Annotated in this window: 23 protein-coding genes and 1 pseudogene; 16 read left to right on the top strand and 8 right to left on the bottom strand. The window is 56.9% G+C overall.

Going from position 1 to position 25,963, the window contains the following annotated elements:
- Window position 1: 1 nt before the first annotated feature.
- The 7 genes from tssF to tssA all read right to left on the bottom strand — a co-directional run bounded on the left by tssF (window position 2) and on the right by tssA (window position 7,793).
- Window positions 2–1,783, bottom strand: a complete 1,782-nt coding sequence (tssF, locus tag ACYJRZ_RS18920) for a type VI secretion system baseplate subunit TssF (protein ID WP_459461516.1) — start codon at window positions 1,781–1,783, stop codon at window positions 2–4.
- Window positions 1,776–2,285, bottom strand: coding sequence for a type VI secretion system baseplate subunit TssE (gene tssE / locus ACYJRZ_RS18915; RefSeq protein ID WP_459461514.1), 510 nt, complete (start codon window positions 2,283–2,285; stop codon window positions 1,776–1,778). Before tssE ends, tssF begins: the two co-directional genes overlap by 8 nt.
- The gene (locus ACYJRZ_RS18910) at window positions 2,278–3,102 is read right to left on the bottom strand and encodes a type VI secretion system accessory protein TagJ (RefSeq protein ID WP_459461512.1); all 825 of its coding nucleotides are present in this window, start codon (window positions 3,100–3,102) and stop codon (window positions 2,278–2,280) included. Before ACYJRZ_RS18910 ends, tssE begins: the two co-directional genes overlap by 8 nt.
- Window positions 3,099–4,499 carry a type VI secretion system contractile sheath large subunit gene (tssC, locus tag ACYJRZ_RS18905; RefSeq protein WP_459461510.1) on the bottom strand — a complete coding sequence of 467 codons (1,401 nt, stop codon included), beginning with the start codon at window positions 4,497–4,499 and terminating at the stop codon, window positions 3,099–3,101. Before tssC (ACYJRZ_RS18905) ends, ACYJRZ_RS18910 begins: the two co-directional genes overlap by 4 nt.
- Window positions 4,500–4,546: 47 nt before the next feature.
- Window positions 4,547–6,025 (bottom strand): type VI secretion system contractile sheath large subunit, encoded by a 1,479-nt coding sequence (gene tssC / locus ACYJRZ_RS18900; RefSeq protein ID WP_459461508.1) that lies wholly within the window; start codon window positions 6,023–6,025, stop codon window positions 4,547–4,549.
- A gap of 110 nt (window positions 6,026–6,135) precedes the next feature.
- Window positions 6,136–6,648, bottom strand: a complete 513-nt coding sequence (gene tssB / locus ACYJRZ_RS18895) for a type VI secretion system contractile sheath small subunit (RefSeq protein ID WP_459461506.1) — start codon at window positions 6,646–6,648, stop codon at window positions 6,136–6,138.
- 104 nt (window positions 6,649–6,752) lie between these two features.
- On the bottom strand, window positions 6,753–7,793 hold the full coding sequence (gene tssA / locus ACYJRZ_RS18890) for a type VI secretion system protein TssA (protein WP_459461678.1): 1,041 nt from the start codon (window positions 7,791–7,793) through the stop codon (window positions 6,753–6,755).
- 230 nt (window positions 7,794–8,023) lie between these two features.
- Between tssA and tssH the strand changes: the two genes are divergently transcribed.
- The 16 genes and pseudogenes from tssH to ACYJRZ_RS18810 all read left to right on the top strand — a co-directional run bounded on the left by tssH (window position 8,024) and on the right by ACYJRZ_RS18810 (window position 24,877).
- A complete protein-coding gene (gene tssH, locus ACYJRZ_RS18885; RefSeq protein ID WP_459461504.1) occupies window positions 8,024–10,771 on the top strand; it encodes a type VI secretion system ATPase TssH in 2,748 nt (915 codons plus the stop codon).
- 66 nt (window positions 10,772–10,837) lie between these two features.
- On the top strand, window positions 10,838–11,314 hold the full coding sequence (locus tag ACYJRZ_RS18880) for an Hcp family type VI secretion system effector (protein WP_069613675.1): 477 nt from the start codon (window positions 10,838–10,840) through the stop codon (window positions 11,312–11,314).
- A gap of 114 nt (window positions 11,315–11,428) precedes the next feature.
- Window positions 11,429–11,977, top strand: a complete 549-nt coding sequence (locus ACYJRZ_RS18875; RefSeq protein ID WP_459461502.1) for a hypothetical protein — start codon at window positions 11,429–11,431, stop codon at window positions 11,975–11,977.
- Window positions 11,978–11,983: 6 nt separating this feature from the next.
- Window positions 11,984–14,308, top strand: a complete 2,325-nt coding sequence (tssI, locus tag ACYJRZ_RS18870) for a type VI secretion system tip protein TssI/VgrG (protein ID WP_459461500.1) — start codon at window positions 11,984–11,986, stop codon at window positions 14,306–14,308.
- A 6-nt stretch (window positions 14,309–14,314) separates the two neighbouring features.
- Window positions 14,315–15,376 (top strand): DUF2169 family type VI secretion system accessory protein, encoded by a 1,062-nt coding sequence (locus tag ACYJRZ_RS18865; RefSeq protein WP_459461498.1) that lies wholly within the window; start codon window positions 14,315–14,317, stop codon window positions 15,374–15,376.
- A complete protein-coding gene (locus tag ACYJRZ_RS18860) occupies window positions 15,376–16,980 on the top strand; it encodes a DUF4150 domain-containing protein (protein WP_459461496.1) in 1,605 nt (534 codons plus the stop codon). Before ACYJRZ_RS18865 ends, ACYJRZ_RS18860 begins: the two co-directional genes overlap by 1 nt.
- 21 nt (window positions 16,981–17,001) lie before the next feature.
- Entirely contained in the window at window positions 17,002–17,661 is a 660-nt protein-coding gene (locus tag ACYJRZ_RS18855) for a hypothetical protein (protein ID WP_459461494.1), read from the top strand.
- A 394-nt stretch (window positions 17,662–18,055) separates the two neighbouring features.
- The gene (locus ACYJRZ_RS18850; RefSeq protein ID WP_459461492.1) at window positions 18,056–18,742 is read left to right on the top strand and encodes a GAD-like domain-containing protein; all 687 of its coding nucleotides are present in this window, start codon (window positions 18,056–18,058) and stop codon (window positions 18,740–18,742) included.
- A 235-nt stretch (window positions 18,743–18,977) separates the two neighbouring features.
- The gene (locus tag ACYJRZ_RS18845) at window positions 18,978–19,466 is read left to right on the top strand and encodes a hypothetical protein (RefSeq protein WP_459461490.1); all 489 of its coding nucleotides are present in this window, start codon (window positions 18,978–18,980) and stop codon (window positions 19,464–19,466) included.
- Window positions 19,467–19,690: 224 nt separating this feature from the next.
- Window positions 19,691–20,161 carry an SMI1/KNR4 family protein gene (locus tag ACYJRZ_RS18840; protein ID WP_459461488.1) on the top strand — a complete coding sequence of 157 codons (471 nt, stop codon included), beginning with the start codon at window positions 19,691–19,693 and terminating at the stop codon, window positions 20,159–20,161.
- A 113-nt stretch (window positions 20,162–20,274) separates the two neighbouring features.
- On the top strand, window positions 20,275–20,946 hold the full coding sequence (locus ACYJRZ_RS18835) for a T6SS immunity protein Tdi1 domain-containing protein (protein ID WP_459461486.1): 672 nt from the start codon (window positions 20,275–20,277) through the stop codon (window positions 20,944–20,946).
- Between the two features lie 157 nt (window positions 20,947–21,103).
- On the top strand, window positions 21,104–21,811 hold the full coding sequence (locus ACYJRZ_RS18830) for a GAD-like domain-containing protein (protein ID WP_459461484.1): 708 nt from the start codon (window positions 21,104–21,106) through the stop codon (window positions 21,809–21,811).
- A 180-nt stretch (window positions 21,812–21,991) separates the two neighbouring features.
- Window positions 21,992–22,204 carry a hypothetical protein gene (locus tag ACYJRZ_RS18825; RefSeq protein WP_459461482.1) on the top strand — a complete coding sequence of 71 codons (213 nt, stop codon included), beginning with the start codon at window positions 21,992–21,994 and terminating at the stop codon, window positions 22,202–22,204.
- Between the two features lie 11 nt (window positions 22,205–22,215).
- Window positions 22,216–22,602: pseudogene (locus ACYJRZ_RS18820) on the top strand (LysR substrate-binding domain-containing protein); the annotation flags it as partial.
- Window positions 22,603–22,705: 103 nt separating this feature from the next.
- Window positions 22,706–23,797, top strand: a complete 1,092-nt coding sequence (locus ACYJRZ_RS18815; protein WP_459461480.1) for an LLM class flavin-dependent oxidoreductase — start codon at window positions 22,706–22,708, stop codon at window positions 23,795–23,797.
- A 219-nt stretch (window positions 23,798–24,016) separates the two neighbouring features.
- Complete coding sequence (locus ACYJRZ_RS18810; protein ID WP_459461478.1) at window positions 24,017–24,877, top strand: hypothetical protein; 861 nt, start codon at window positions 24,017–24,019, stop codon at window positions 24,875–24,877.
- 150 nt (window positions 24,878–25,027) lie between these two features.
- On the opposite strand, the gene ACYJRZ_RS18805 is transcribed toward ACYJRZ_RS18810, so the two are convergent.
- Complete coding sequence (locus ACYJRZ_RS18805; RefSeq protein ID WP_459461476.1) at window positions 25,028–25,867, bottom strand: mechanosensitive ion channel family protein; 840 nt, start codon at window positions 25,865–25,867, stop codon at window positions 25,028–25,030.
- Window positions 25,868–25,963 lie beyond the last annotated feature (96 nt).

Below are 25,963 nucleotides of genomic sequence, written 5' to 3'. Positions count from 1 at the left end.
ATCACAACAAGGGCCGCTCGGCGGCACGGGCCGGCCAGACGGCGATCGGTTTCGATTGCCCCTTCATCGAGATGGAAAGGCGGGTGAAGCTGTTGATCGAGGTGTAAAGCCCGAAGAACCGGTCGAGGACACTACCGAAGAGATAAGCCGAGGGTCTGTCGATGGCGGCTGGATCAAATTCCAGCCGGATATTCGTGCCCCTCACCATCCCGCCGCTGCCAAGCCGCGTCATCGAGCTTCTAGCGTCGACCCGCACAAGAGCATCGGCAAGCAGTCTGGTTTCGCGGCTGTCCCTGAAAGCATAGAGCGCAAGAATGTCCTTTAGCGCGGCGCCATCATTGTCGAATATGGAAAGATGATTGAGCTGGAGATGCGACATGAGCCGCCAGTTGCGCCCTTGCTGCTCGTTCATCCGCACCGAAGGCGTAGGTGCCATCAGGGCCTCGACTGAACCGACTGCCTCGCTGCCGGACGCCAGCTGCAAATAAGGATGGCCGCCGCCAAAGGGCAGTTGCTCCGGTAGTTCGCGGTTGAGGCACAGAGCGTCTATGCTAGCGATCTTGTCGAGCGGACCGCTTGCCCGGCGCGCGCGATCCACGAAGGTGATCTCCATATCAGAGGTATGGTCGTCGGCATCGAAGCGGCGCATGCATTGCCAAAAGAGCGTGGAAGCTCCGCCCTTCAGGCTGCGGCCGAAGAAGGGTTGGCATTCTTCCTCGTCCCCTGTGCGTGCCGATACGACCACTTTCTCGATCGTATAAATCTCACGCGTCTTCTGTCGCCTAGCGTCCGGCAGCACGCGATACTCCGTGCGTGTGCCGTCGAGCGCAATAGGTTCGCAGTTTTGGCGAAACAGGTTGACGATCGGAGTAGCGTTCAAGACGAAATCACGGGCGGAGATGGCGCGCTCCAGCTTTACACTGGTTTCATCGAGATAGATGAAGATTTCCAGCGTATCTCCGCGCCAAGCCTTCAGGCCGACGATGTCGATGAAGAGGAATTTCTGCGGCAAGGCGAAGAATTCCGTCAGCAGACGATAACCGGCGAAGCTTGAGCTTGGATAGGGCAGTATCGCCTCATCCGGCTCGAAACCCACAGCTTGCAATGCTTTGGCCGGCAGCATGATCGGCGCTCGATCATCGGCGTGGTGGGCAAGCGCGATGCCGAGTGTGTGATTGGCGAGAAGCTCGTGGATGGCGACGGCCTGCTGCCAGGACGAACCGATATGAAGCCGCAGCTTGTCCAAGCCGATTTCGCTGAGCGGCTTGTTTGCATCCCGTGCCCGGATCGACAAGCGCAGGCAACCGGCAGCACCTGCATGAGGAGACGGCGGCGCACTGATCGGGTGGCCGGTCAACGATGCTGAAACGATCTCGATCGGTGCGATCTGCGTGTCCTGCGTTGTGCGGAAACGGCAGCTCTCGCCGCCGATCGGCTCTGCGAAGATTTCTGTGTGACGCGGCACGATCTGGACGGATGCCAACGTGGTGCTTGGCGTGAAGCGCACGATGCTCATCGAGGGCAGCGGTGCCAGATAGTGCGGATAGAGCGTTTCCAGCAGCCCGTCCGTCAATTCCGGAAACTCGTCGTCGAGTTTCTGGCGCACGCGGGCTGCCGAATAGGCAAAGCTCTGGATGAGGCGCTCGACATGCGGATCGTCCGCGACCTCGCCGGTGATGCGCAGACGGCCGGCAATTTTAGGGAAAGCGTCGGCAAAACGCGCTGCACGCCGACGGATCGCAGCCAGCTCGTCGTTGTAACGCTGCAGGAAGCCGTCAGCCATTATTGGCCTCCACCAGGAAACGCTGAGTGGATGGATCGATCGTCGATTCGAAGCTGATCGGCGGCATCCCCTCATGCACGCGGAAGGTCGCGTGGATGCGCAGCCGCAAGGCTCGTTCGCCATTTCCGCGGCTCTTGAGGATACCCACTTGCACGTCGGACAGCCGCGTTTCGAACAGCGCGATGCGTCGTTCTATCAAACGAGCGAGACGGCTTTTGGCTTCATCGGTGACGAGATTTGCCGAGACCATGCCGTCAACGCCGAAAGACACCAGCGCATCGCCGAGTTCTTCATAGATCGATGGTGGAGCAGCCGGTCGACGGCGCGTGTTGAGTAGAGATTCGAGATCGCGGCGAATGCATTCGCGCAGTTCGCGCAGCTGTTCGGCCTGTGTCAGCGGCGGATCCTGCAGGCGATCGGGGTCCTCGTCGATCAGTCGATCGATGATCGACCTCGCGACGATCCTTTCCCGCGGCCTGTAGCGCTCCAACGGATCAACCATGAGCGGTGCGCCTCGTCTCTGCAGAGGTCGCAGCGAATTCCAGCGACTTCAGATCATGGAATGAAACAAGATCGTCGCCCGCCAGGAAGCACTTTTGGCCGCGCCCTGTTGTAATGCCGGTCGCCTCGTCGATCCATTCGGTCTCGCGGCCAAGCAGCAGCTTGGCACCTGTTGTACCGTGATAGATCGCAGGCAGGAGCACGGGGGCGATTGCACCGTCCACGAGTTCGAGCTCGGCCCTGCGAAAGGCGAGGTCGCGGGGGCGGGCGATCGGTTCGACGCGAAGCGCTGCTATCCTGGAAAAGTCGATCCACAAATAGGCACCGCCACTCATGATGACTTCGAGAGCATGTGGAATTCGATCGTCGAGATCGCGAAGGTCCGACACGGGCTGGCCATTCCAACGCATCGACCGTTCACCTCTGATCTTCTCCAGGGACTGCAACGCCGCGGCCGCATCCGAGGCATGGTCGCGATGAGCGATCCCCACCTTCAGGGCCGCTTGGTCGAGGGCTGTCGGTCCGTTCGGGAAGTCCGGTGCTGCCGCCTCGTCAAACCAGGCCGAACGCCCAGCCATCGCTCGCAGCTGATTGCGCAGCATGGCGAAGCCCATCATGTCCTCCGGCGCGAATGTCGTCGCGACATTGCACTGCGCATCGGCTCGTGCGTAATCTCCGGCAAGGATCAGAAGATCGATCAGAATATGCCTACCATCCTTGTCGGTCGGCGCTGCCTTTACATGTGCCTTCGCCTGCTCAATTGCGTCGTCGAGCGCGTTTTCGCTGAGAGCTTCGGCGATCTTGGCGGAGAGCGTCATGCGGACATCCTTTGCATGTTCGCGGGACGCGAGAATGCATAGGTCGCATTCGCCGTCTCCGCGATGAGGTGAAAACTTGTCGAGACGTCGTCGAGCTGAAAATGCGGCTGCAGCCGTACCGTGCAGGCGAACATGCCCGGCTTACCGGGAATTTCATCGACGCTGATGCCGGCCGAACGTAGTGGGAAACGCGTGCGCAGCGACAGGTCGGCGTCGTCATTGCCAAGCGTGTAAGTCGACAGCCAATCGTTCAGCTTGCGTTCGATGGAGGCGCTGTCGGCCAGCTTGCCGATATCATCGCGCATGATGACCTTCAGGTAGTGCGAGAAGCGCGATGCGCAGAGCACATACTGCAGCATCGCCGCGATGCGGGCATTTTGCCGTGCGTGCTCGCTCGAATAGTGTGGTGGCGCATGCAACGACTGATTGGAATTGAAGATCGCGGAGGAGGAGAGATAGGTGGTCGCTACGGGCACGATGCCTAGTTCACAGAGTTGCTGCTCTTGCCCGCTGGTCAGCCGTATCTCGACCGGCGCCTGCTGCGACAACCCGTTGCTTTCGATACCGAGATCGTAGGACGCAAGTTCCTCCGTGCTCAGCATGCCGCCATCGACCGCATCCTGCGTCACGCCGCGAATATCGGCGAACCAGCCGGATTCGATGAAATTGCGGATGACGATCATCGCAAAAGCGAAGGCGCCATTGCCCCAAAGCAAGGTGCTGCCGTCGGCGGTAATGCTTTCGCGGAACGGGAACCGATCGTCGCGCTCGCGGGAAAACGCCTCATAAGGCGCACGCATCAAAACACGCGGGGCGACCAGGCCCAAAAAACGGGAGTCCTCTCGGGCGCGGAGCCCGTTCCAGCGGATGCGGGTGGGATCATAGGCGAGCCAAGAAAAGTCTTGCACACGATTGAGTTCGTCAAAATCCTGCAGGCCGATTGCCTGCGGAGCGGCGGCAGCGACGAAGGGGCAGAAGGCCGCGGCGGCCGCCATGCTGATCTGCGTGAGCGCGCCGACGGTATCGCCGCCGGTCTTATCCTGCGGAGAGAGTTCGTAGTCCCCGATCAGCAGACCGAAGGGCTCTCCGCCAGGCATGCCGAACTCGCGGCTGTAGATCAGCTCGAAGAGATGGCTCTGGTCGAATTCCGTGGTCCGCTCGAGATGCCGCGTCAATTGCGCCCAGCTGACGCTGAGGATCTTGATCTTCACTTCTTCCGATCGGCCGGTGTGACGCATGAGCATAGCAAGCCCGCGCCACCGCGCTTCCATTGCCTGGAACTCGGGGTGGTGCAGGATGGCATTGACCTGCCTATTGAGCGCATCGTCGATCATGGCGATCACGCGATGCACTTGACGCGGCCAGGCAGCTCTCTGTTCCGTCGTTGTCGCGGTCATGGCGCTGACTGAAGGCGCGCGGCGAGACGATCGCCGCGCCGCCCCTCCTAGTTCTTGCTCGGAATGCGCGCGACCATGCGGAGCGACGTGGTCAGCTCTTCCATTTGCAGCCAGGGGCGCATCCAGGCGACGGCATTGTATGAGCCGGGTTTGCCCGGCACTTCCTGAACGGTCACCTTTGCATCGCGCAATGGATATTTGGCGCGGGACTCCTCGCCTGCATCGTCATTGGCGTTGACGTAGTTGGCGATCCAGCGGTTGAGCCAGTTTTCGCAATCCTGCGCTTCCATAAAGGAGCCGATCTTATCGCGGCCCATGACCTTCAGATAGTGGGCGAAGCGCGAGGTGGCCATCATGTAGGGCAGGCGGGCGGAAACTGCGGCATTGGCCGTTGCTTCTGGCTTGTCGTAAACCTTCGGCTTATGCGTCGTTTGCGCACCGAAGAACACGGCATAGTCGGTGTTCTTATAGTGGCAGAGCGGCAGGAAGCCCAATTTGCCGAGCTCGGCGTCGCGACGGTCGGTGATACCCACTTCGGTCGGGCACTTGAGATCGAGGTCGCCATCGTCACTCGAGAAGATGTGCATCGGCAGGTTTTCAACCTTGCCGCCGTTTTCCGCGCCGCGAATTGCCGTGCACCAGCCGCTCTGGGCGAAGGCGTCCGTCAGCCGCGTTCCCATCACGTAGGCTGCATTCATCCAGCAGTAGGAATTGTGCTCGAGTTCGCCGGTCTTCGAATGATCGGTTTCGTCGAAAGCGAAGTCGTCGATCGGGTTGGTCTTCGGACCATAGGGCATGCGGGCAAGCACGCGGGGGAGGGCAAGCGTGACGAAGCGCGAATCCTCGCTTTCGCGCAGGCTGCGCCACTTGGCGTATTCGACAGTTTCGAAGATCTTTTCCAGGTCGCGCGGGCGGGCGAGTTCGCGATAGTCGTCGAAGCCGAACATGCGCGGGCTTGCGGCCGAAATGAAAGGCGCGAAAGCGGCGGCCGCAATCGACGAAATCGCCTGCAGCGTCTGGACGTCATCGAAGGAATTGTCGAATTCGTAATCACCGATCAGAGCGCCCATCGGCTCACCACCAGGCGTGCCGAATTCGTCTTCGTAGATCGACTTGAACAGCCGCGATTGATCGAACTCCACCGCCTTTGCGAGATCCTTGGAAACTTCGCGCTTGGAAGCATTCAGTACGCGGATTTTCAGGTTAACGCTGGTCTCGCTGTTCTTGACGAGATATTGCAGGCCGCGCCAGCTGCCTTCCAGCTTGGTGAATTCAGGCGACTGCATGATCGCGGCAAGCTGACGGGAGATTTTCCGGTCGAGCTCGGCAATGGCCTTGTTGAGCGTTACCGTCAGGTTGCGGTCATAGGTGACGGTGCCCTTGAGTGCCTGATCGGTCAGCGTTCTCAGGAGATCCTGGGCACGATCGGGCTCGGTCTGCCTAGTAGCGGCCACGATCTGCGACAGCAGATTTTCCTCGGGCGCAAACTCGGCCTCTTTGGTCTTCAGTTGGCTTTCAGCGCTCATTTTTCGATCCTTGCGGAAATGCGGGCGATATCGACGCAGCTTGAAATCCGTCGTTATCGGCCGCTTGAAACGGAACCGGGCGATCGGCCTTGGCTGATCGCCGACGACGATCAGCTTGCGGTCGGCTTTTCGGCCAATCCAAGCTCGGACATCAGCTTGGACAGATCAGCCTTGTTTTGGAGCACGTCTTCAAGCAGTCGCTCTAGCTCTTCCGAACGGTCGGCCTTGCTCATGAGGTCGCGGAGCTGGTTGCGCGCATCGAGGAGGGCCTTGAGTGCCGGGACTTGATTGACGATGGAGCCCGGCTCGAAATCCCGCATGCTCTCGAATTTCAGCGAGACGGGAAGCTGCGAGCCGTCGCCCTCCAGCGTGTTTTCGACAGAAATGTTCAGGCCAGGCGTCATACGGCGCATGACGTCATCAAAATTATCGCGATCGATCTGAACGAATTTGCGCTCGCCGAACGGTTTCAGCGGTTGGGTCGGGTTGCCCGAGAAGTCGCCGAGAACGCCGACGACGAAAGGCAATTCCTTGACGACCATCGCACCCTCAGTCTCCACCTCATATTTGATGTGGACCCTGGGCTTGCGCACTCGCTCCAGCTTTTCGTGAACACTCGCCATAAAGTTTCTCCTTCCATGCCAGCGGCAAATTCGCTCTACAGATGTGGCGCAACTCGATTTTGGAAAGGGTCGGTTGCAAAAAGTTAAGAAGACGGTTGTATTTCTCACCCATTCTTGTTCGATTTCAGCTGAATGCCTGCAGCCGTCAGCACGGCGTTGCGCGCCTGCTGTTCCGGCAGCAATTCGGCCAATAGCTCGGAAAAATCCATGCGGCCGCGCCTGACCATCGTCTCGATCGACATCGAGATCGGAGAGTGGGGTTCAGTGCGGCGGAAATAGCGCGCGACGACAAGCAGCAGCTCGAAGGCTTCCTCGCGCGAGCCGATCTGTTCAACACTCAGTGCGCGCGGACGCACTTGTACCTGCTCGCCGCCCCCTTGCTGTGGTTCCCCCGCGGCCACGACCTCATCCGATTCAATGCCGGCGAGAGAACGAAGCGCCAAGGCTGCCTCCTGCAGAACATTATGCGTGTTGGAACTCGGCGGTGCCATCTGCCCGCAGCGATCGTTAAGAACCGATACGAGGCGGTCGAATGCGGCAATGCAGCCACTGACCGTTTCAAGATGCGAACTCATCGCCGCCGTGCCTGCCTCGAGAACAGCCTGACTCAACTCGTCACGCCGTTTTACCTCGTTGGGCCGCTGCGACAGCTGAAAGTCCCAGAGGGAAAACTGGCCGAATTTCGCGCCGGGAATGAGCGGCGACAACCTGATCGCTTGGATGATGGTTCCTTCGCCGCCGATGCCATTGAGGCCCGAAAGCGGGGCAAGCCGTTCCTCGATATCGTCGACGCCGACGGAATGAAATTTCTCCCAATGCTTGTCCAAAAGCGACGCGATCGCATGGTAGACGTCCCGCAACCCTTCGAAACCGCGCAAACGTAATTCCGCTTCAGCCAACCATGCTAATACTTCGAGATCCTTACTTTTCGAAGAAATAATCTGCAATCCGAGATTGCTGACATCTGCCCAAAGAGGCGAAATGCTAATATTTTCGCCCGGAGATATACCTCGTTCCGCCGCGCGAGCCTGGTTTCTTGCGTCCTTTATTCTATAGTATATTTCGCGCGTAGAAGTATTATTGCGAATATTTTCTCCGCATGGCGCGTTTTCTTCAAATGGATTTTCTATGTCGCGAACGTTCAGCAGGGAATTAACTCCATATCATGAACTACATCGTTAGAGGGCGTGATAGTTAGGCCGATATATTCCTTTGTCAACCATGTCTATTCTGCAACAGATTTATGACGATTCCATTTTTTGACCACGTGAAAAATTTTTTGTAGTCCATCTGGACGTATCGAAATAACCGCCCTAGTTGTTGCCGCGATTTGGAGCGTGTGGTTGAAATGAAACCAGAGGGAGGAAACTTCTAGGTGTCGAATATCGATCTCAATCGTCTGATCAGAACGCTTGAGCCAGCATTGCGCGTCGGTCTCGAGGCTGCAGCATCGCTTGCAGCACGTGATCGCCATGCAAATGTCGATGTCGCACATTGGATATTGTCGTTGCTGGATATATCCGAAGTTAGCTCTTTGTTTGAAGAGCTTAGCGTTTCTTCCGCAGCGCTCCGCACGGAGCTTGATAGCGCCATCGCCGACCTACCGAGGGGCGATGGTGCCGCACTGGTACTCTCTCAAAATTTGCTCGCTCTGATGCGCGAGGCATGGCTTGTCGCGTCGCTCCAATGCGGGCGTAGCAGCATCACGTTCGCCGATCTTCTGACCGCACTGAGCGACGACCAGTCGCTGCGAATCATGGCACGGGGCATGGCGCCGTCGCTGCGCAGCCTTGATCGCAACGCCCTTGAAAAAAAGTTGAACGCGACTTTCGCTTCCGACGGCGCCTCATCATTGTCAGAGAATTCCGAAACTGTTGCCGCCGTCGGCGAAAATGAATTCCTGCGCCTGTACACGCGGGATATGACGGCGGATGCGAGGCTTGGTCGTATCGATCCAGTTATCGGGCGTGATCGCGAGCTGCGCCAGGTGATCGATATCCTCATGCGTCGCCGTCAGAACAATCCGATGCTGGTCGGCGAAGCAGGTGTTGGGAAGACGGCTGTTGCCGAGGCGCTGGCGCTGGAAATTGCGGCGGGCAATGTGCCTGATATGCTGAAGCCGGTACGGATTCTTCTTCTCGACCTCAGCCTGCTACAGGCCGGCGCCGGCGTCAAAGGCGAGTTCGAGCGCCGCTTGCACGGCGTTGTCGCGGCCGTGCGGGCGTCGGTCGAGCCAATCATTCTGTTCATCGATGAAGCGCATGGCCTTATCGGTGCCGGTGGGCAGGCCGGGCAGGGGGATGCCGCTAATATTTTGAAGCCGGCATTGGCGCGCGGTGAGCTCAGGACGATCGCGGCCACGACTTGGAGCGAATACAAGCGATATATCGAGAAGGACGCGGCGCTGACCCGACGCTTCCAGGTCGTTCAGGTGCTCGAACCCGACGAAGAAACGGCAATCCGCATGTTGCGTGGCGTCGTAGGCAGCTTCAAGGCTCACCACAAAGTACGGATTCGCGACGAAGCGCTCGCGGCTGCCGTCCGCCTCTCGACGCGCTATATCCCGGCGCGGCAATTGCCCGACAAGGCGATCAGCCTCATCGATACCGCCGCGGCAGCCGTCTCACTGGCTCGACAGACCGTTCCAGAGGCGCTGAAGGAGTTGCGCAACGAGCTGGGGATGCTGGAGGTCGAAGCCGCTGCCCTTTCTGCCGAGCCGCCGACCCCGGATATCGTCGAACGTCTTGCTATCATCGCGAGCGAAAAGGACGAAGCGGTAGGTGAGGTCGAGCGGCTGCAGGCCAAGCTCGACGCTGAAATCAGGCTGTCGGCCGAGGCCGATCGTATCGAAGCCGCGCTCGCCGATCCCAATGGTCCAGAGGGCGAAGATGGCGTTCGTCTGCGCGGCGACAATGTCGCTCTCTTCCAGCCGAATGGCTCATCCGTCGACGCCGCTCGTGCGGCCCTCGTACAGGCCGAGCGCAGTCTTGCCGACGTTGCCGGAGAAACCCCTCTGGTGCCTCGCGTGGTCGACAAGGAAGTGATTGCCGGGATCGTAGCGCGCTGGACTGGCATCCCTGTCGGCAAACTCTTGTCCGACCAGGTCGAAACCGTCAAGACGCTCGATGCAAGGCTGAAGGAGCGCGTGCTCGGGCAAGACAATGCAATTGCGCGGATTTCGGCTGCGATGCGGTCTGCCCGCGCAGGCCTTTCCGACCCACGTCGCCCCCCCGCAGTCTTTTTGCTCGTTGGCATGTCGGGAACCGGCAAGACCGAGACGGCTCTCTCGCTGGCTGATCTTCTCTATGGCGGCAGCCAATATCTGACGACCATCAACATGTCCGAGTTCAAGGAGGACCATAAGGTTTCGCTGCTGCTCGGATCGCCCCCCGGTTATGTCGGTTATGGCGAGGGCGGCGTCTTGACGGAGGCCGTTCGCCGTCGCCCCTATGGCGTGCTGCTACTGGATGAGATCGATAAAGCCCATCCGGGCGTGCAGGAAGTCTTCTATCAGGTCTTCGACAAGGGAACGCTGCGCGACGGCGAGGGCCGCGACATCGATTTCAAGAATACCACCATCGTAATGACCGCCAATACCGGCTCGGAGTTATTGGCAGCCCTGGCGGCTGATCCGGAAACCATGCCTGAGGGCGAAGCGCTGGAAACGCTGCTGCTTCCCGAATTGCAGAAGCACTTCAAACCGGCCTTCGTCGGCCGCACGACCGTTCTGCCCTTCATGCCGCTGAGCGGTGAGACGCTGAGCGGGATTGTCGACATTCAGATCGGCCGCATCCGTGATCGCGTCGCCGCCTCGTATGGCACGAGCGTCTCGCTCGCTTCGGAAGCCCGCGAGGCGCTGGTCGGCCGCGCCAAGGCAAGCGAAATGGGCGCGCGTGCCATCGAAACCATGATCGGACGCGATCTTTTGCCAGAGCTTTCGACCTTCTTCCTCGATGCGGTCGCAGCTGGACGCAAGGTTGGCGGCATCACCATAAGCTTTCACGACCATCGCTTTCTCATCGAAGAGGATCCGGTGGGCGACCAGGAATTCGCTGGCCCCGAGGATGGCGGCACGGCGAATAAAGCAGCCCCGGACGAACACAGCGCCCGGATGCGGCATTAGACGGAAAGGTAAACCCGCCCTGCAGCGACAGGGCGAAATTCAAATCTCAACAGGAGAGTTCAGAGCATGCCGATTTATCTGCAGATCGACGGAATTCAGGGTGATGCAACCCACGAGCAACACAAGAAGTGGATGGACATCGAAGTCATTCACTGGAATGTCTCGCGCAACATGAAGACGTCAGCCGGTTCGGCTGCGAACCGCGAAGCTTCCGAGCCGACCGTTTCGGAAGTTATCCTGACCAAGGTCAGCGATTCCTCGTCGACGAAGCTCTTCCAGGAAGCATGCTCGGGCCGCACCGGCAAACAGGCCGTCATCCATCTGGTAACCACCGGCAACCCGGGCGATACCTATATCGAGTACACGCTCACCAACACGCTGATCGCCAGCTACTCGGTCGATTCCAATGGCGACCGTCCGGTCGAAACGATCAAGCTCAACTTCACGAAGATGGAAGTGAAGTACACGCCTTACGACGACTCGCAGACGCCGCAGTCGCCGATGATCGCGTCCTACGACCTGGCAACGACCAAGGCTGCCTGAGTTTTGTATCGCTTTCCGGCGCGTTGGCATCAGCGCGCCGGAATCGCGTCCGCTGCCAGATCGTGCTTTGGCGCGATCGGCATGTTTCGGCAAACGTCCCTCAAAGAGGTCGCCATGGTAGATTTTTCCGTTTCGTCAGCGGCACTGCAGATGGAGCCCGTGAAGCAGGCCGATCTTCCGCCCGTGAAGCGTGCAGGCCGCGGGCCGTCCTACGACTACTTTTCCTATCAAAGCGGCCCGCGCGAATTTGCGGCGCGTGGTCAGGCGATGGGAGCCGCCGCATCGCTTTTCCGGATGTTCTCCGAAAAAGCCAACGAGATGTCGTTGACGCATTGGCTCCAGCGATGGCTGCGCAACAACGAGGCGCATATCATTCGCGAGATGGATACCAACCATCATTCGGTGTTCGTTGCGCAATACAATTATTCCGTCACCGACGGCGAAACACGGGTACTGATGGCGCGCGGCGCCTATCTGCTTGGCACGGTGCCGAAGCGCGCCGATATCGGCAAGATCCTGACCCCTCAGGTGCTGTATGGCCCCGGCATGCACGAGACGCTGCCGAACGGCACCCTGTTCCAGATCGTCTATCTCGTCGGCGGCCGTAAGCAGCAGATTGGCAGCGCCAGCACTATAGGCTCGGCAAGCTCACTGGTAGGATAAGCGCAGATGAACGATCAGCCCTCGGCCAATGATTTCATCCAGGCGACCCGAAACCTCAGGGTTTCCTCACCGCTTGGAACGGACCAACTCCTGCCGGAGCGAGTGATGATCACGGAAGGCGTTTCGTCGCTTTTCGACATCCGGCTCTCCGTGCGCGCCAAACGGGAAGTCATTAAGCCGGAGGAATTGATCGGTCGACTGATCGATATATCCTTGGAAGTCCAGCAGGATGAAGACGGTGGCGATGGCGTTCGCCGTCCGTTCAACGGCTTGGTCACCGCGCTTCAGGAGGGGCCGCCGATCACGCGCGGCCTGCGTTCCTACTCGATGGTGATTAAGCCGCAGATGTGGCTGCTATCACAGCGCTCGGATTGCCGCATCTGGATGGACAAGACCAGCATCGATATCGTCGAGACGCTGTTTTCCGAACACGGCATTCCGGCCCCGGATGTTTCCGGTGTCGTGACGCCACCGCCGCCACAACATTATTCCGTGCAGTGGAACGAAACGGATCTGGATTATCTGACGCGCCGCTTCGAGGAAGACGGCCTTTTCTACTGGTTTTCACATGAAGAGGGCAGCCACCGGCTGCATGTCGCCGATGGCGCCAACTCATGGGCCGGCCCGTCTCCGTCGGCGCAGGGAGAAGGGCGCGTGCGCCTTGCTCAGGGCTCGACAGACCGCAATCACATCAGCGATTGGACGAAGCATTACGCCTATGTTCCAGGCCAGCGTGCCGGCGCCGATTGGAACTTCGAGACACCGCAAATGGTGCCGGGCACGACCACGCCGTCATTGGTACAAATGCCCGACGCGATGAAGCGGGAGCTCTATGAATATCCGGCTCGCATTTCATCCGTTGCAGAAGCCGAGCGGGCGCAGAAGCTGCGCATGCAGGCGAGCGAGGCCGACCATAATCGGGTCGTCGGCCGATCGTCTTCGCGCGTGCTGGAGGCTGGCCGGCGATTTACGCCTTACGAAGTGGCGCATCCCGAACATGTCTATGAAGAGCATGTTATCATTCGCGCCACCCATTATGCGGTCGACCCCTCTTACGAAACCAATGCGGATCAGCCGGAATATACCAACGAATTCGAAGCCGTGCCGTCGCGCGTGCCGATGACGCCGCATCGCACAACCGAGCGGCCACGCATCCGCGGCACGCAGGTCGCAATCGTCGCCGGTCCTCCCGGGGAGGAAATCCATCCGGACCAATATGGCCGCATCAAGCTCTGGTATCCCTGGGATCGCCGCGCCAAGAAGGACGGATCGGACACCTGCTGGGTGCGTGTCGCCCAGAGCTGGGCCGGCGGCACCTGGGGCGGCCAGGTCATCCCGCGCATCGGCATGGAAGTCATGGTCGCCTTCATCGACGGCGATCCGGACAGGCCTTTGGTAACGGGCGTGGTGCCGAACCCAAGCAACGGCGTGCCCTACGACCTTCCTGCCAACAAGACCCGCATGGTGCTGCGCTCCAATACGCATAAGGGCACCGGCTTCAACGAGATGACCTTCGAGGACGATGCCGGCCGGGAAAACATGTTCTTTCACGCCCAGAAGGACCAGACGACGCGCGTGCGCAACGACCGCACCAAACGCGTCGACCGCCACGAGGTCGCCTCCATCGGCGGCAACCGCGCCGTTGAGGTGAGCGGCAACCAGAAGCACGAGATCGGTGGATCGGTGAATACGGTTGTGGGCGGTACCGGGCCCATGGCCATGGCGTTGATGGGCGCGGTGCAGGGACTTTCGGGGCAGACGGCCGGATTGCTTTCCCAGGCGGGTCAAATCGCAGGCGGGGGCGGTGAAGGACTTGCCGCATTCGCTGGCACCATTGCCTCCTCCGCCCTGGGCTTCCTCGGATTAGGAGGGCTGGGTAGCCGCGAAGGTGTGGTCTCGGGGCCAAACCCGCGAGCGGACGCTGGAACGAATCTGTCCGGTTCCGGCAGCGGGTTGGGCGAAGCGGCAAGCGGCCTCTTTCCGCTCCCAGGCATCATGAACACTGTCGTGGGGTCGTTCAAATCGGACACTATCGGCATTGCAAGAGCAGAGCAGATTGGTGTCAGCAAGGTCACGCACGTTGGTCAAACGTCCCTCGAAAAGGTCGGAAAATTCAAGAAAGTGATCGTGGGCGACGAATTCGTTATCGAATGCGGCGCCTCGAAATTCATCATGCGCCAGGACGGCACGGTCATCATTCTTGGGACGCATTTCAACTTCACCGCATCGGGGCCGACGCAGATCAACGGCAAAGTCGTCGATCTCAATAAGCCGGGCGGCGGCTTTGCCGAAGCCTCCCCGTCATCGTCGGATACGACGGCACAGGGCTGAGGCGCAATGTCGGTCGACAATCACACACCTTTCCCGGCGCTCGCTTTCCGGCAGTATAATTTGGCTGGCGAGTTGCTGGGTGTTGTTGTCGCTAGAGGCACTTTCAAACTGACAAATGACGGTCCGCTTGTTTTGGATCAAAACCAGCGGCCATTGGTCATGTCGGACGTCTATGACGGCGATCCGCATGAGACGCCACAGATGGCTTGCACAGATCTGGCACCGTTCAAGCCAGGGACGGATGTAACTTTTATAGGTGCCGCCTTTGCCTCCGACGGTGGGGCGGCTTCTTCATGGATATGTGGCCTGAAAGTAGGGCCTGTACAAAAGCGGCTGCGCGTTCATGGACCGCGTGTCTGGCGGGCGAAGACCCGCAAGACATGGCGGGGACTGATCGACAAGGAGAAAGAGGACGCGCTTGATGGTTGGGAGCTGACTACGGGAGAGCCGGTGACCTATGTCCCTATCGACTGGCGATTTGCTTTCGGAGGCAGGATCGAGAGCGGCGAGGTATTCGAACGGAACCCACTCGGGATCGGGCTCGTCGATCAGCACCAGTTTCGTGAAAGACCGGAATGGCCAGCGCCGCAGATCGAGGATGCGGACGAACCAGTTCGCTCTGTCGACGACAGGCCGGCGCCCGCAGGTCTTGGTCTGCTTTCGCCATTCTGGGAAGATCGGATACGAAAGGCGGGAACCTATGACGACGCTTGGCTAAACGAAAGGCATCCTCTGCTTCCCCGCGACTTCGATTTCTCCTTCTGGCAGGCCGCGCATCCGGACTTGGTGGCAAATCCCTGGCTGCGGGGCGACGAAGCCTTTGAGCTGGATCACCTCCTGCCGGGATTAGAGATGTTCCATGGTCGCCTGCCTGGCGTTGGTCTTCAGATTGAAATCGATCGGGGTACAGGCCCGGCGCGTGGCCCCATGGTGCTCGACGGCGTCCATTTCGACATGAGGCCCGATGTGGGGCGCGTTTTCCTGACCTGGCGGATCGGCTTTCCCTGGCCGGAGCGTCGCGGGCTGCCCAGGATGACTGTTGTCAATCTTTCTGAAGGTGTCAGCTAATGGCCGGCAATCAGCCTGCAGAAGCGCCCCCAGAGCCAGAGCCTCTGGAGTATGTACGGATCGATCCCAATAGTAGTTTGCTGTCGGACAACGGCAAGCAAGCCACGAAAGGCCCTCGAATAAGCCCTACGGCAGCCGTTCCACCGCCCCCGGAATTCATTCCCGATGACAGCTCCGCGATTGCGGTTTGCCTGTCGCCGGATGTTTGTCGTTCACCAACTGCACCCGTGCCTTACATGGTATGGGGCAAGGCCGACGATAAACAGAATTACTCCCCGGATGTGAAATCCAACGGGAAGGTTATCAAGCGCTCCAATTCACAATTCACAGCGACTTATGGAGATCAGCCTGGAACGGGACTGGGTGTAAAATCAGGCACCGTGGGAAATATCGTAACGCCGGTGACCTCGTCTAACATCGTGCGAGCAAACGGCATACCGGTACAGCGTCATACAGATCGTTGCACATTGAACAATGGTAACTGCCCTGGCGAGTATGTTTATGTTCAGTCGACCGAGACTGACAAGGCGCCGGATGCCACGGATAAACAGAACCAGAGCTCCGGGAAGACGCAGGACACACGTAGCACCGGCGAAAAATTTGCCGATGGTTTTACCGAAAACGCCAGCGAAACCTGGGACGGTGTCAAGAAAGTCAGCTCAAATCTCTGGGACGGTACGAAGAATCTGGCGTCCGACCTTTGGAATGATCCTGGCGGGACGGTCGCCGCGGGCGCTGAAAGTGTCAAGGATGGCGCAGTCGGGGCCGCTAATTGGACCGCCGAAGTTGGGCAGAACCTATATGACAACCCGGGTGCAACTCTGGCCCGAGGATGGGATAATACTACCAACACCGCGAGTTCAATATGGCATGGTGTGGCTGACCCTTACAGCGAAGCCTATGCAAAGGGTGGTCTGGCACAGGCCGCTGGTCATGGTACTTTTGACGTTGTAAAATTAGCTGTGGAAGCTCTCGCGACCAAAGGTGCTGTCACGGTTGCTGGCAAAACGGCTTCTGTTGGGGCTAGCGTTTTCGCGAAAGCTCATCGCGCGGAAGAAGTTGCGGAAACGGTAAATGATGCGCGGCGTATTGAGGGGAAGATTGAAGACGGCGCACAGGGTGCGAGGAGTACGAAGTTAGACCCAGAGAAATCGCCGAAAAAGAAGCTCTCGAAAGAAGAGTACGATAAACTTAGAAAGAAGACGCCATCTCAGGCTATGCGAGATAAGGTCAATGAGGGACAGCCCGTTGCCACGCCCGAGAATCCAGTTGATGATCCTTGGCTGCCGGGCAAACAACGTACTGGACCCTTGGAGGCAGATCATATTGTTTCCATGAAAAATATCACTGAGATGGACGGATTTGCAGATTTGAGCACTGAGAATCAGCTTAAAGTCCTAAATAATCCTGATAACTTCACAGGGCTTAGCAAATCGGCAAACTCCTCAAAGGGGGCGAAGTCCTTCGAAGACTGGATTTATTATGGGCAAGGCGACGATAGAATCGCGGTTAATTCGACTCTTCGGCAGCAAATGATCGAGCGCTCAAACCAAATTAGGCCTCAGTTGCAGCAGCAAATTAATGATCTATCTTCTGGAAGATAAGCACCATTCATGAGGTTTTGAATGAACGACACCTATCTTTCACGCTTTTGGGGGAGTGATTATCAGGTCATTCTCGATGCGGCAGATATCGGCCGTTCGCTGCCGCCTTTTTGGGTGGACATTGCGACTGCGGATCAAAGCCGGAGATTGGAGGCCTTTAGGGCGCTTGTGCGCCAAGTCTTCATTCATATGCCAGAAACGAGCAGTCTTCTTCTGGAGAGAACGACCGATGCCTATCTCGTCAAAGTACGAGGCGATGTGGCGCTCGTTACCGACCGGCAGGCGGACGATCAGGTTTTATCCTACAGGGGATTTGCACCGACTGATAAATCCATGTTCGGAGGAAGCGTTGGGGCTTTCTACAAAGCGCTCGACGGCTTCTGCGACTTCCATTCTATGGGTGGCTTGCTGCCGGAAGGAGAAATCCGTCCGATAGGTAAGGACGGTAACGAGTATTGGACGGAGCCGTCTTCGAAGTTATTCGAGACTGTCAAATCAAAGGATTATTTTCACATATTCAACAGCGGCGGAAAGGGACAGGGCTATGTCAGCCTTCACAGCACCGTTGTTGATGATCCGGAGGGATTGCTTCTCTGGGTTGACGATGACGAACCCATGACAGATATGGATTTCTGGGATCTTTTTGACAATTGGACTTCCATCGCAATGGAAGACAATTGATCGAGGTGGTGTGGAAGCATTCCATGATGTCGCCCCGTCGATTTCCAAGGTATATGCTTCTTTGCGATAGAGCAGCGAGAGGTTGTCCGTTATCTAGTGCACCTCAACGGCGGAGCACAATTTTTCGTCGGAATCGTTCATTCTGATAGAGGCCGTGTTGCTTGAGATCGTATATGCTGAGTGTCGCCATAATGCTAGGGATCGCACTGGCAGCCGCACTTCGTCAGCGGACCCTAAGGAATTGCTGACGAGCACTGAACGTGGGTTCTCACTTGGAGGCCGTCAGTGCAAGACGCGGCAAATCTCCTCTTTAAGAAAGGACGCGGAACGCACAGGACGCAATGATCGGGATATTGCAAATGCGCATGTCGAGTTGAATAGACGTAGGCGGGTCATGCCAGCAATTCATGAAAATTTGCAATACGCGTTGGAAGAATACGGCCCAGTAAAGCAAATCCGATTTGCGTCTAAACCAGAGCTTTCGGAGTTGCGTCGAATGCTACCTCAGACGATTGTCGATTTCATCGAGGAGAAGGGGTTTTGCTCCTTTCACAATGGTCTATTTACCATGTGCAGCCCAGATGAGATGAGGACTGTCACCGCGTTAGTGTTCGGTGCAGACAACGATTTCCATCACAGGAGCTGCCATGTGTTCGGCTACACTGCCTTCGGCGTTCTTTATTGTTGGTCGGATAAGTTCTACAATTTTCGGATAGAGTTGCCTTTAAATGTTGTTTACTGCCGAGCTCTTACAACGCCAGAAAACTGGCCGCCCCAAGCAAGTGCAGAGCATATTGCGTCGGGCATGATTCCAGATGAGGAAGAAGCAGATTTTTTGGACGCCAACGGCAATCCCATGTTTGCCGAATGTCAACGCGCTTATGGCGCGAATGAAGCGAATGAATGCTATGGTTTCTTCCCTGCTTTGGCGATTGCCGGTGCTTTCGGCCCAGCGCAAGACTTAAAGCACATCAAGCGAGTGAAGGCACTAGAGCATTTCACGTTCCTTGCGCAGTTGCGGCAATTCTATCTTGCCAAGCCCGTTTCAAGCGGCCTTCAGGCGGTACGGCCCATCGGCTAGCGGAGCCGAAGGTTAAGAGCGGGATTCAAGCTTTGTGCGTTCACCAGATTCAGAATTATGGTGACAGTGCACTTAAATAGGAACATACGCTGTGTAGCGTACCCCATGGCCCGCCCGTTCCGGTTGCAGAACCAAAATTAGTGCACTGTCACCGTAATTCGTCACCGTAATTCAGATGACCTAGTGCCTAGAATACCAGGGCGCATAAACCAATCTAAGTAGTTTGGGAGAAACTTTGACTGAGCCCAATTCTCGTACGATTGCGACCTTGGATAAGCTGGATTCTGTCGACTGGTTTGCAAATGCAGGAAAGAAAGACCAGAATCACGCTGAGTATGTGAATTCATGGGCCGACGCTATAAAATCCTGCTCAGCGCCTGAGTGGGAAAATCTTACTTTAGAAGCCGCCAATCAAATGCGGGAACGGATTAGGGAGAAGAGTAAGGAGAGACTAAATCAGTGGAATAGTATTTTAAAAGTGGTAAAGCCTCTTTCGGATGCTCTCGCCAGGGATAAGGCGGAAAAAATTTCAATATCAAATAAGCTTCCTGAGACATTTTTGAAATGTATTAGGTGGGATATATTTCACTTGTGCATGGAAGCTGAATATTCCGATCTTGTGGATCCCGCATTTTTTTCCTCCGTTTCGTTCTATTATTTTCACGGACACTTTCCGTGTGGCTTCTCTGGCGCCTTTCCTCGGGGAAAGTTCGTTATATATTAGGTCTGACGAGCTATAAATTTCCACTGTAAATCTGAGGCGAATTCGGCTTTCGATTGTCGTTGGCGACCGGTGCTATCGTTCGGCCTTAGGCGGAACTCCTGAACAGGTGTAGACTGTGAAAACGATCGTCGGGGACGGTGAGATGGTCTTTGGGGCACTTTCAATTAATGGACGGAAATCTGGATTGTTATTGGACGGGAGCAAATGACTTCTAGGAGCTAGAAATGACAGCGATAACCGATTTTGAAGACGCACTTGCAATCGTACAAAACACTCCCTCCCGTTTTGATTTTTTTGGCGCGGCCCCCGAAGACAATGTCGCAGCAGCAGAGCGGATGCTTGGTATTCGCATGCCGCCAAGTTATCGTAGGTTCCTGATTACCTTGGGCGTCGGCTCATTTGATGACGCCGAATTTTATGGAATCATCGCTAACAAGATACCTGGCAGTTCGGTGCCGAGCATGATTTGGCGAACTATGGAAGATCGTAAACTTGCCGGCTATCCTAAAACGCATATCACCATAATGAGCAGTGGTTATGGTCCCATTTTTTGCCTCGACGGTTCTGCCGTTACCGCGGAAGAAGAGTATCCAGTTGTTGAATGGACACCCAGCACTTCTGCGTCAAACCCCGGCGAAAGGCTGTCGGAAAATTTCGGCGCGTTCTTTCTAAGTGAGATAAGAAGTCGGCTTTGACTTCATATTCGAAGTATTGGGGGCAGTTAAGGGTATGGAATTGCCCCTTAAAAATCGAACCTGATCAGGTTTCCGTTCGACGGTTGAAGGGGCAACTCCAGTATATAATTGAAATGAATAAACTTTACGAAGAGATAGCGCGCAAATATCGCAAGCCGACTTTGTCCGTCTCCTTTACGGAACAGGAGCATTTAGCGCTTCGGAAATATTTCCCGGATCCGGTTGCCGATTTTTGCTTCGATATTGGTCGGTCGGTGTTGGGTAGCGGACTTATTCAATCATGCCATCCCGATGATATGAGGGGAATTCTCGCGCTTATTTTCGGTGCTGACAGAGATTTTTCGCACAACAATTGCCATGCTTTTGCTTATTCTGCTTTTGGCATTATTTTCTTTTGGATGAAAGATTATGGCTACGGCAATATCAGTGTTTATGAAGGCTGTTTGACGCAGAAGAATTTTGTGAAGGGGCAGCCTGCAGGAGCGATGGCTGCCAATGCGGTTTCAGTACCGTTCTGGTTATCGGATCAGGCGCTGGATTTTGAGGACGGAGCCGGCAAGCCACTATTCAAGCGAGCTTCTAAGAAGCTCGGATTTCTCGAATCTGGAGAATGTTACGGATTCGTGCCTGCTTTGGCTCTCGGAGGAGTTTCAGATATCGCTCACCTCAAGCGCCTAAAGGCGTCCGAGCATTTCGCTATCGTCGCGCAGACTATGGAATACAATCTTATCGACGTTCAGGGATATGGCCAGTCCGTGGTCGTGCGCCCGATAGGGCCGCGATAGCCTTTTCGCAAGTCCTGGCGATGCGAGCGGTGCGGTGAGCAACTTAAGCTGACGTGCGACCGCGGTTTGCGTGTTGTGGATTTAGGAAGAGGCGGGAAGCCTAATGAGTGTCGAACTAAAAATATGTGGGGAAAAATAACGATAGCATGGGTGTTAAATGTTGGATTCTTTTTTTGTAGACACGATTGACGAAATAGGGCCGCCACAGAGATGCCTTCCATTGACGGCAGAGCAGGATGCCCGCCTTTCTAAATGCCTGCCGAGCAGTTTTATGGATTTTTTGCGCGCATACGGGCTGGGCGACTATTTCGATCGAAAGGTACAATATTGCGATCCGGCGGAATTTTCGCCCATCCTTGCTTTGGTTTTCGGCGCGGATGCGGATTTCAGTCACAAAGATTGCTTCGTGGTCGCCCATTCCGCGTTCGGTCGGCTTATCTGCTGGTCTGAGCGACATGATCATTTCGAGATCGATCTTGTTGATCTGCGATTGACATCCAGCAAGCTCGCCCCAACGAAATTCATCCTGCCCCCCGGGTTCGAAAAGCGGGAACGCAGTTCGGATCCAAACATCCTCGCTCGCTCGCTACTTGTATCAGACCGCAGAGACTACGAGGAATTCGACGCTCAGGGCAAACCTATGTTCGATCGCTGTATAGCGTCTTACGGCTCGTTGGAGCGAGATGAATGCTATGGCTACTTTCCAGCGATTGCGACAGTCGGTCTGGATAGTCCCATGCGACGGCTCGAAAACATCAGGCGTGTAAAAGCGCTTGAGCATTTCGCTATTCTCGCTCAGCTGGGTACCTTCCATTTGATGAAACTGGAAAGGGGGCAATACACGGTAATACGCCCGATAGGATGATTGACCGTTGGCGTCTAGTACCTTTTCAAAAATTCGCGATGGAGGTGGTCGGATGCGGCGAAGCCGGGTCATATTGGTGGGAAAGGCGGTAGGCTGCACTGACGTGCCCCCAATGAATTAGGCCATTTGGAACTGGAATTTTCCACTTATGATCCCTGAAGGGAAGAAGAGGAGAATTCGATGAAGGCCTCGAAGTTTTCGGAAGCGCAGATTGCGTTCGTCCTGAAGCAGCCAGGCCTATTGAGACGGCGTCTTATTTCGAGGAACGCGTCGATTATACGAACGTTAAACCCGAGTATTTCTGCATCGAAGGCAATGGAGTTGGCGGAGCAACAGGCCGCCAATAAAGATGCCATCCATACGCTTGATATGATCGCGGGTGGCCAGCTCTAGTCTCGTCAGACGAGCTGGCAGGAGCGCCGCTGCTGCACCTGACGACGCGTCCGAAGCTCTGGGCGCAATGGTTCGATCTGCAGGAGCTGCCGACGGAGAATGCCTATCCCGGCGCGCGCTTCGACCAGTTTTCCATGATCATCGCAGCCGCCATCGCCGGGCTCGGTGTGGCGCTTCTGCCGACCTATCTGATCGAGGATGAGCTCAAGGCCGGCACGCTGCTGCCGCTGTTTAATCTGCCGATGCCGACCGAGAACAGCTATTACGTGGTCATGCCGGAAAAGAAGCAGACGAAGGAGACGGCGACATTGTTTCAGGATTGGCTATTGAGTGAGGTCGCGCCGCGATCGCAATATGCCATCCATGCCGCTGTTCCCGATCTTGACGGCGGCATATAAATTTTAAGCTTGAAATTCCTTATTGCAACGGTCACACGTTTTCATACCGTGTCACTGCATATCTCCAGCAGACGCGAGATAAATTCGGGAGGAGGAAGCCGCCATGAAGATGCATCCGCTGAAGGGGCCGAACCGGCTGAAGCTCGGCGTTTTCTCGGCCAACGCGGATGGTGGGCTCGCGATCACCGATGTGCCGGAGCGCTGGACGGCCGGCTGGCAGGATAATCTGACGGCAGCACAGATTGCGGATCGGGCGGGGCTTGAATTCTTTCTGCCGATTGCTCGCTGGCGTGGTTTCGGCGGCAAGAACCGTGTTCGCGAATGGTCGTTCGAGACCTTCACCTGGGCTGCTGCGCTCTCGGCCGCGACCGAGCAGATCGGCCTTTTCATGACGGTGCACGTGCCGCTCGTCCATCCCCTTTATGCTGCCAAGTCGCTTGCGACGGTCGATCATATCAGCCATGGGCGGGCCGGACTGAACATTGTCTGCGGCTGGAACCCGAAGGAATTCGGCATGTTCGGTGTGCCGCTGGTGGAAAAAGGCTACGATCAGGCCGCCGAATGGCTCGAAATCGTCGAAAGGCTCTATGCCTCGGATGAGCCTATCGATTATGCCGGCGCCTACTACAATCTGAAAGAGGCTGTCAGCCGCCCTGCTAGCCTGCAGGCGCCGCGGCCGGTGACGATGAATGCGGCTTTCGGTGGTCCCGGCCGAGACTTTGCCGCCGCCCATTGCGACTATCTCTTCACCACCTTTACCGAGATCGATGAAGCCGGAAAGCACGTTACTGACATCGCCGCGCGGGCGGAAGGCAAAGGCAGGCAGGTTGGCGTATACACGGCTTGTCATGTCGTCTGCCGCGAGACACAAACGGAGGCCGAGGACTATTACACCCGCTATGCCGTGACGATGGCCGATCACGCTGCCGTCGATCAGCATATGGCCGGCAAGAAACAGTTCTCGCAGTCTCATGATCGCGAGGCCTATGAGCGCTACCGTCAGCGTTTTGCCGGCGGGGCGGGCAGCTATCCGCTGATCGGGACGCCGCAGCGCATCGCGGAGGAGATGATTGCCATTGCCGAGCAAGGCTATGCCGGCATCGCCCTGTCCTTCGTCAATTATACCCAGGAACTGCCCTATTTCTGCGATCGGGTGCTTCCGATTCTGAAGAAGGCGGGGCTTCGGGTGGAGTGAACCATCGCCTTGATGCTTTGCACCGCCGCTGCTCGCGAGAAAGTGATTATCGTTTAACTGCGATATGATTGTCCGGCCAAGGCTGGTTTTTAGGCCACTTACGGCAATGTCGCTTTCATACAGCTGCGTCGCAGATGCGACATGTGTGCAACGCAGCAAAAAACTTGAGGTCAAGGGGTTTACAAGCATAGCCTCGGATGGGATTCTTTCAGGCGAAGGGTGCAGCTTGATTGGAAGCGGCGTTATTTCCTTCAACCGGATGCCGTAAATCTTTGGCTCCGATGTGCCGCAATTTTGCTGGCGCTCAACCGAACAAATCAATCCGAAGCCAGAATGCGGCGGTGTTCCGCGCTGGCTATTGCCTTGGTGCGGGCCTGGCCATCGTCAGGGCAGGGCATAGAGAATGCGGGCTTTAACATGGGCTTCAAGTCAAAACGCGTCCTTCGCGGCGTTCTTGGTCTTCTTGCGAGTGTCAGCTTGCCGCAGGTCACGAAAGCCAGCGATCTGATGATCTGGTCGCCGGTCAAGGTCGCGCCCAGAACATACAAGACCACCCTTGGTTTTCGGCTGCCGATGACTTGGGATGTTAGTGCAGGCATGGATCTTGGACTTGGTAGTGCGGCCAGCGGCACAATCTTGCGCAGCAGCAGCCTGGCGACCCTGTGGGGAACGGCGATCGACGATCAGAAACGTTTTTCGACGGTATGGCGCCGCGAGGTGTCGTTGAGGGTTGACGCACTCAACAGCACAGGAACGCTTTGCCTCGAACGCTCGCGGAGTTGGACGGTGTCGGAAAACCTGGACATGAGCACGTCTCGCTCGCTGAACGTGAATTATGCGGGTTCGCGGAGCGCGGCAAACTCCGTGACCGCGACACAGGCTGTTACCGTTGCCGTTCCCCAAACAGGAACTTCGATCTCCGCGATCGGCAATCTGAAGGACGTCGGCAATGCCTTTTCCAGCACGGTATCATTTCAGCAGCCCTTGGCGCCGCACCTGAATTTCTCGGCGTCGTTTGCCGATCCCCAGACTTTAACACCGACCGGGAATGTTCGCCTGGATTATCGCATCAAATGGTAGCCCGATCGTAGGGTTCGGATAATGCGGAACAAATGGCTCCAGCGGAAGTTTAGACCTCGCAAGAGATCAATCTTGCCTGAGGTGTTACGCCTCGCAAAGCCTGCCGCTTGCTCAGCTCCCTGCCGGCGGCAGGCTTGGCTTTTGTAGGGGTCATTCGTCGGATCCAGCCGCGCTTGCGCGCGTTTTGATAGTAATGTCCGGTTCGGCAAGCCGAGCCTTCAGCTTGGACACCACGTCATGCCGGACATCCGACCAGGACGATGTGATCGTCCAATATTCAATATTGAGCACGGCCTGATCGGCCGACAGATCATCGAGATAAACCTTCGGTGGAGGCGAAGCCTTGATGCGCTGATCCGCTTTCAGGATGTCGAGGATTGTCTTGCGGGCAAGATCGATGTCCATCTTTTCTGGCAGGGTGACGGACAATTGCTGACGACGATCCGGCTCGCGGCTGTGGTTGACGATGGGTGTGTTCCAGAGCGTCGAGTTCGGCGCCATGAGATAAAGGCCGTCCGCCGTCTTCATTTCCGTCGCGAACAGCCCAATTTCCTTGACATAGCCTTTGACGTTGGCCGTCTCGATATATTCGCCGACCCGGAACGGCCGCAGGATCAGCAGCATGATGCCGGCGGCGATGTTTTGAAGCGTGCCCTGCAGCGCCAAGCCGATCGCGAGACCCGCGGCGCCGAGAGCGGCGATGATCGAGGCGGTCTGCACGCCGAACTGGCCAAGCACGGTGATGAAGACAAGGATGAGCAAGCTATAGTGCAGCACATTCTGGAAGAAGCTCGCCAGCGTTTCGTCGATGCCGCGAATGCGTGAGATGACGCGATAGGCCGAGCGGCTGATAACGCCTGCAAGAAGCCAGCCGCCGATCAGGAGAATGATCGCGCCAAGAAGCGAAAAACCGTATTGAACCGCGAGCGCCGAGGCCTGGTCGAGCGCGGTGCGTGTTGCGACGACGAAATTGGCCGCTTGATCGTCCATGTCAAAACTCCATCTTTCCCCGAGAGCCAAATGAGAAGTCGCGATCTTTGTTCCCGGGAACGGGTCTGCGAAAACAAGTTGTTTCAAGGGATTATA

It is taken from the genome of Rhizobium sp. No.120 (assembly GCF_054558365.1).
Note: the sequence above shows the minus strand (reverse complement) of the source record. Positions and strands in the feature narration are given on the sequence as shown.

Coding starts and splice junctions, on each gene's coding strand:
- ACYJRZ_RS18830 (WP_459461484.1), top strand. CDS start 21,104: ATGTTGGATTCTTTTTTTGTAGACACGATTGACGAAATAGGGCCGCCA.
- tssC (WP_459461510.1), bottom strand. CDS start 4,499: ATGACCGCGACAACGACGGAACAGAGAGCTGCCTGGCCGCGTCAAGTG.
- ACYJRZ_RS18865 (WP_459461498.1), top strand. CDS start 14,315: ATGTCGGTCGACAATCACACACCTTTCCCGGCGCTCGCTTTCCGGCAG.
- ACYJRZ_RS18910 (WP_459461512.1), bottom strand. CDS start 3,102: ATGACGCTCTCCGCCAAGATCGCCGAAGCTCTCAGCGAAAACGCGCTC.
- ACYJRZ_RS18805 (WP_459461476.1), bottom strand. CDS start 25,867: ATGGACGATCAAGCGGCCAATTTCGTCGTCGCAACACGCACCGCGCTC.
- ACYJRZ_RS18860 (WP_459461496.1), top strand. CDS start 15,376: ATGGCCGGCAATCAGCCTGCAGAAGCGCCCCCAGAGCCAGAGCCTCTG.
- ACYJRZ_RS18825 (WP_459461482.1), top strand. CDS start 21,992: ATGAAGGCCTCGAAGTTTTCGGAAGCGCAGATTGCGTTCGTCCTGAAG.
- ACYJRZ_RS18875 (WP_459461502.1), top strand. CDS start 11,429: ATGGTAGATTTTTCCGTTTCGTCAGCGGCACTGCAGATGGAGCCCGTG.
- ACYJRZ_RS18840 (WP_459461488.1), top strand. CDS start 19,691: ATGACAGCGATAACCGATTTTGAAGACGCACTTGCAATCGTACAAAAC.
- tssB (WP_459461506.1), bottom strand. CDS start 6,648: ATGGCGAGTGTTCACGAAAAGCTGGAGCGAGTGCGCAAGCCCAGGGTC.
- tssC (WP_459461508.1), bottom strand. CDS start 6,025: ATGAGCGCTGAAAGCCAACTGAAGACCAAAGAGGCCGAGTTTGCGCCC.
- tssE (WP_459461514.1), bottom strand. CDS start 2,285: ATGGTTGATCCGTTGGAGCGCTACAGGCCGCGGGAAAGGATCGTCGCG.
- ACYJRZ_RS18815 (WP_459461480.1), top strand. CDS start 22,706: ATGAAGATGCATCCGCTGAAGGGGCCGAACCGGCTGAAGCTCGGCGTT.
- ACYJRZ_RS18880 (WP_069613675.1), top strand. CDS start 10,838: ATGCCGATTTATCTGCAGATCGACGGAATTCAGGGTGATGCAACCCAC.
- ACYJRZ_RS18855 (WP_459461494.1), top strand. CDS start 17,002: ATGAACGACACCTATCTTTCACGCTTTTGGGGGAGTGATTATCAGGTC.
- ACYJRZ_RS18835 (WP_459461486.1), top strand. CDS start 20,275: ATGAATAAACTTTACGAAGAGATAGCGCGCAAATATCGCAAGCCGACT.
- tssI (WP_459461500.1), top strand. CDS start 11,984: ATGAACGATCAGCCCTCGGCCAATGATTTCATCCAGGCGACCCGAAAC.
- tssF (WP_459461516.1), bottom strand. CDS start 1,783: ATGGCTGACGGCTTCCTGCAGCGTTACAACGACGAGCTGGCTGCGATC.
- ACYJRZ_RS18850 (WP_459461492.1), top strand. CDS start 18,056: ATGCCAGCAATTCATGAAAATTTGCAATACGCGTTGGAAGAATACGGC.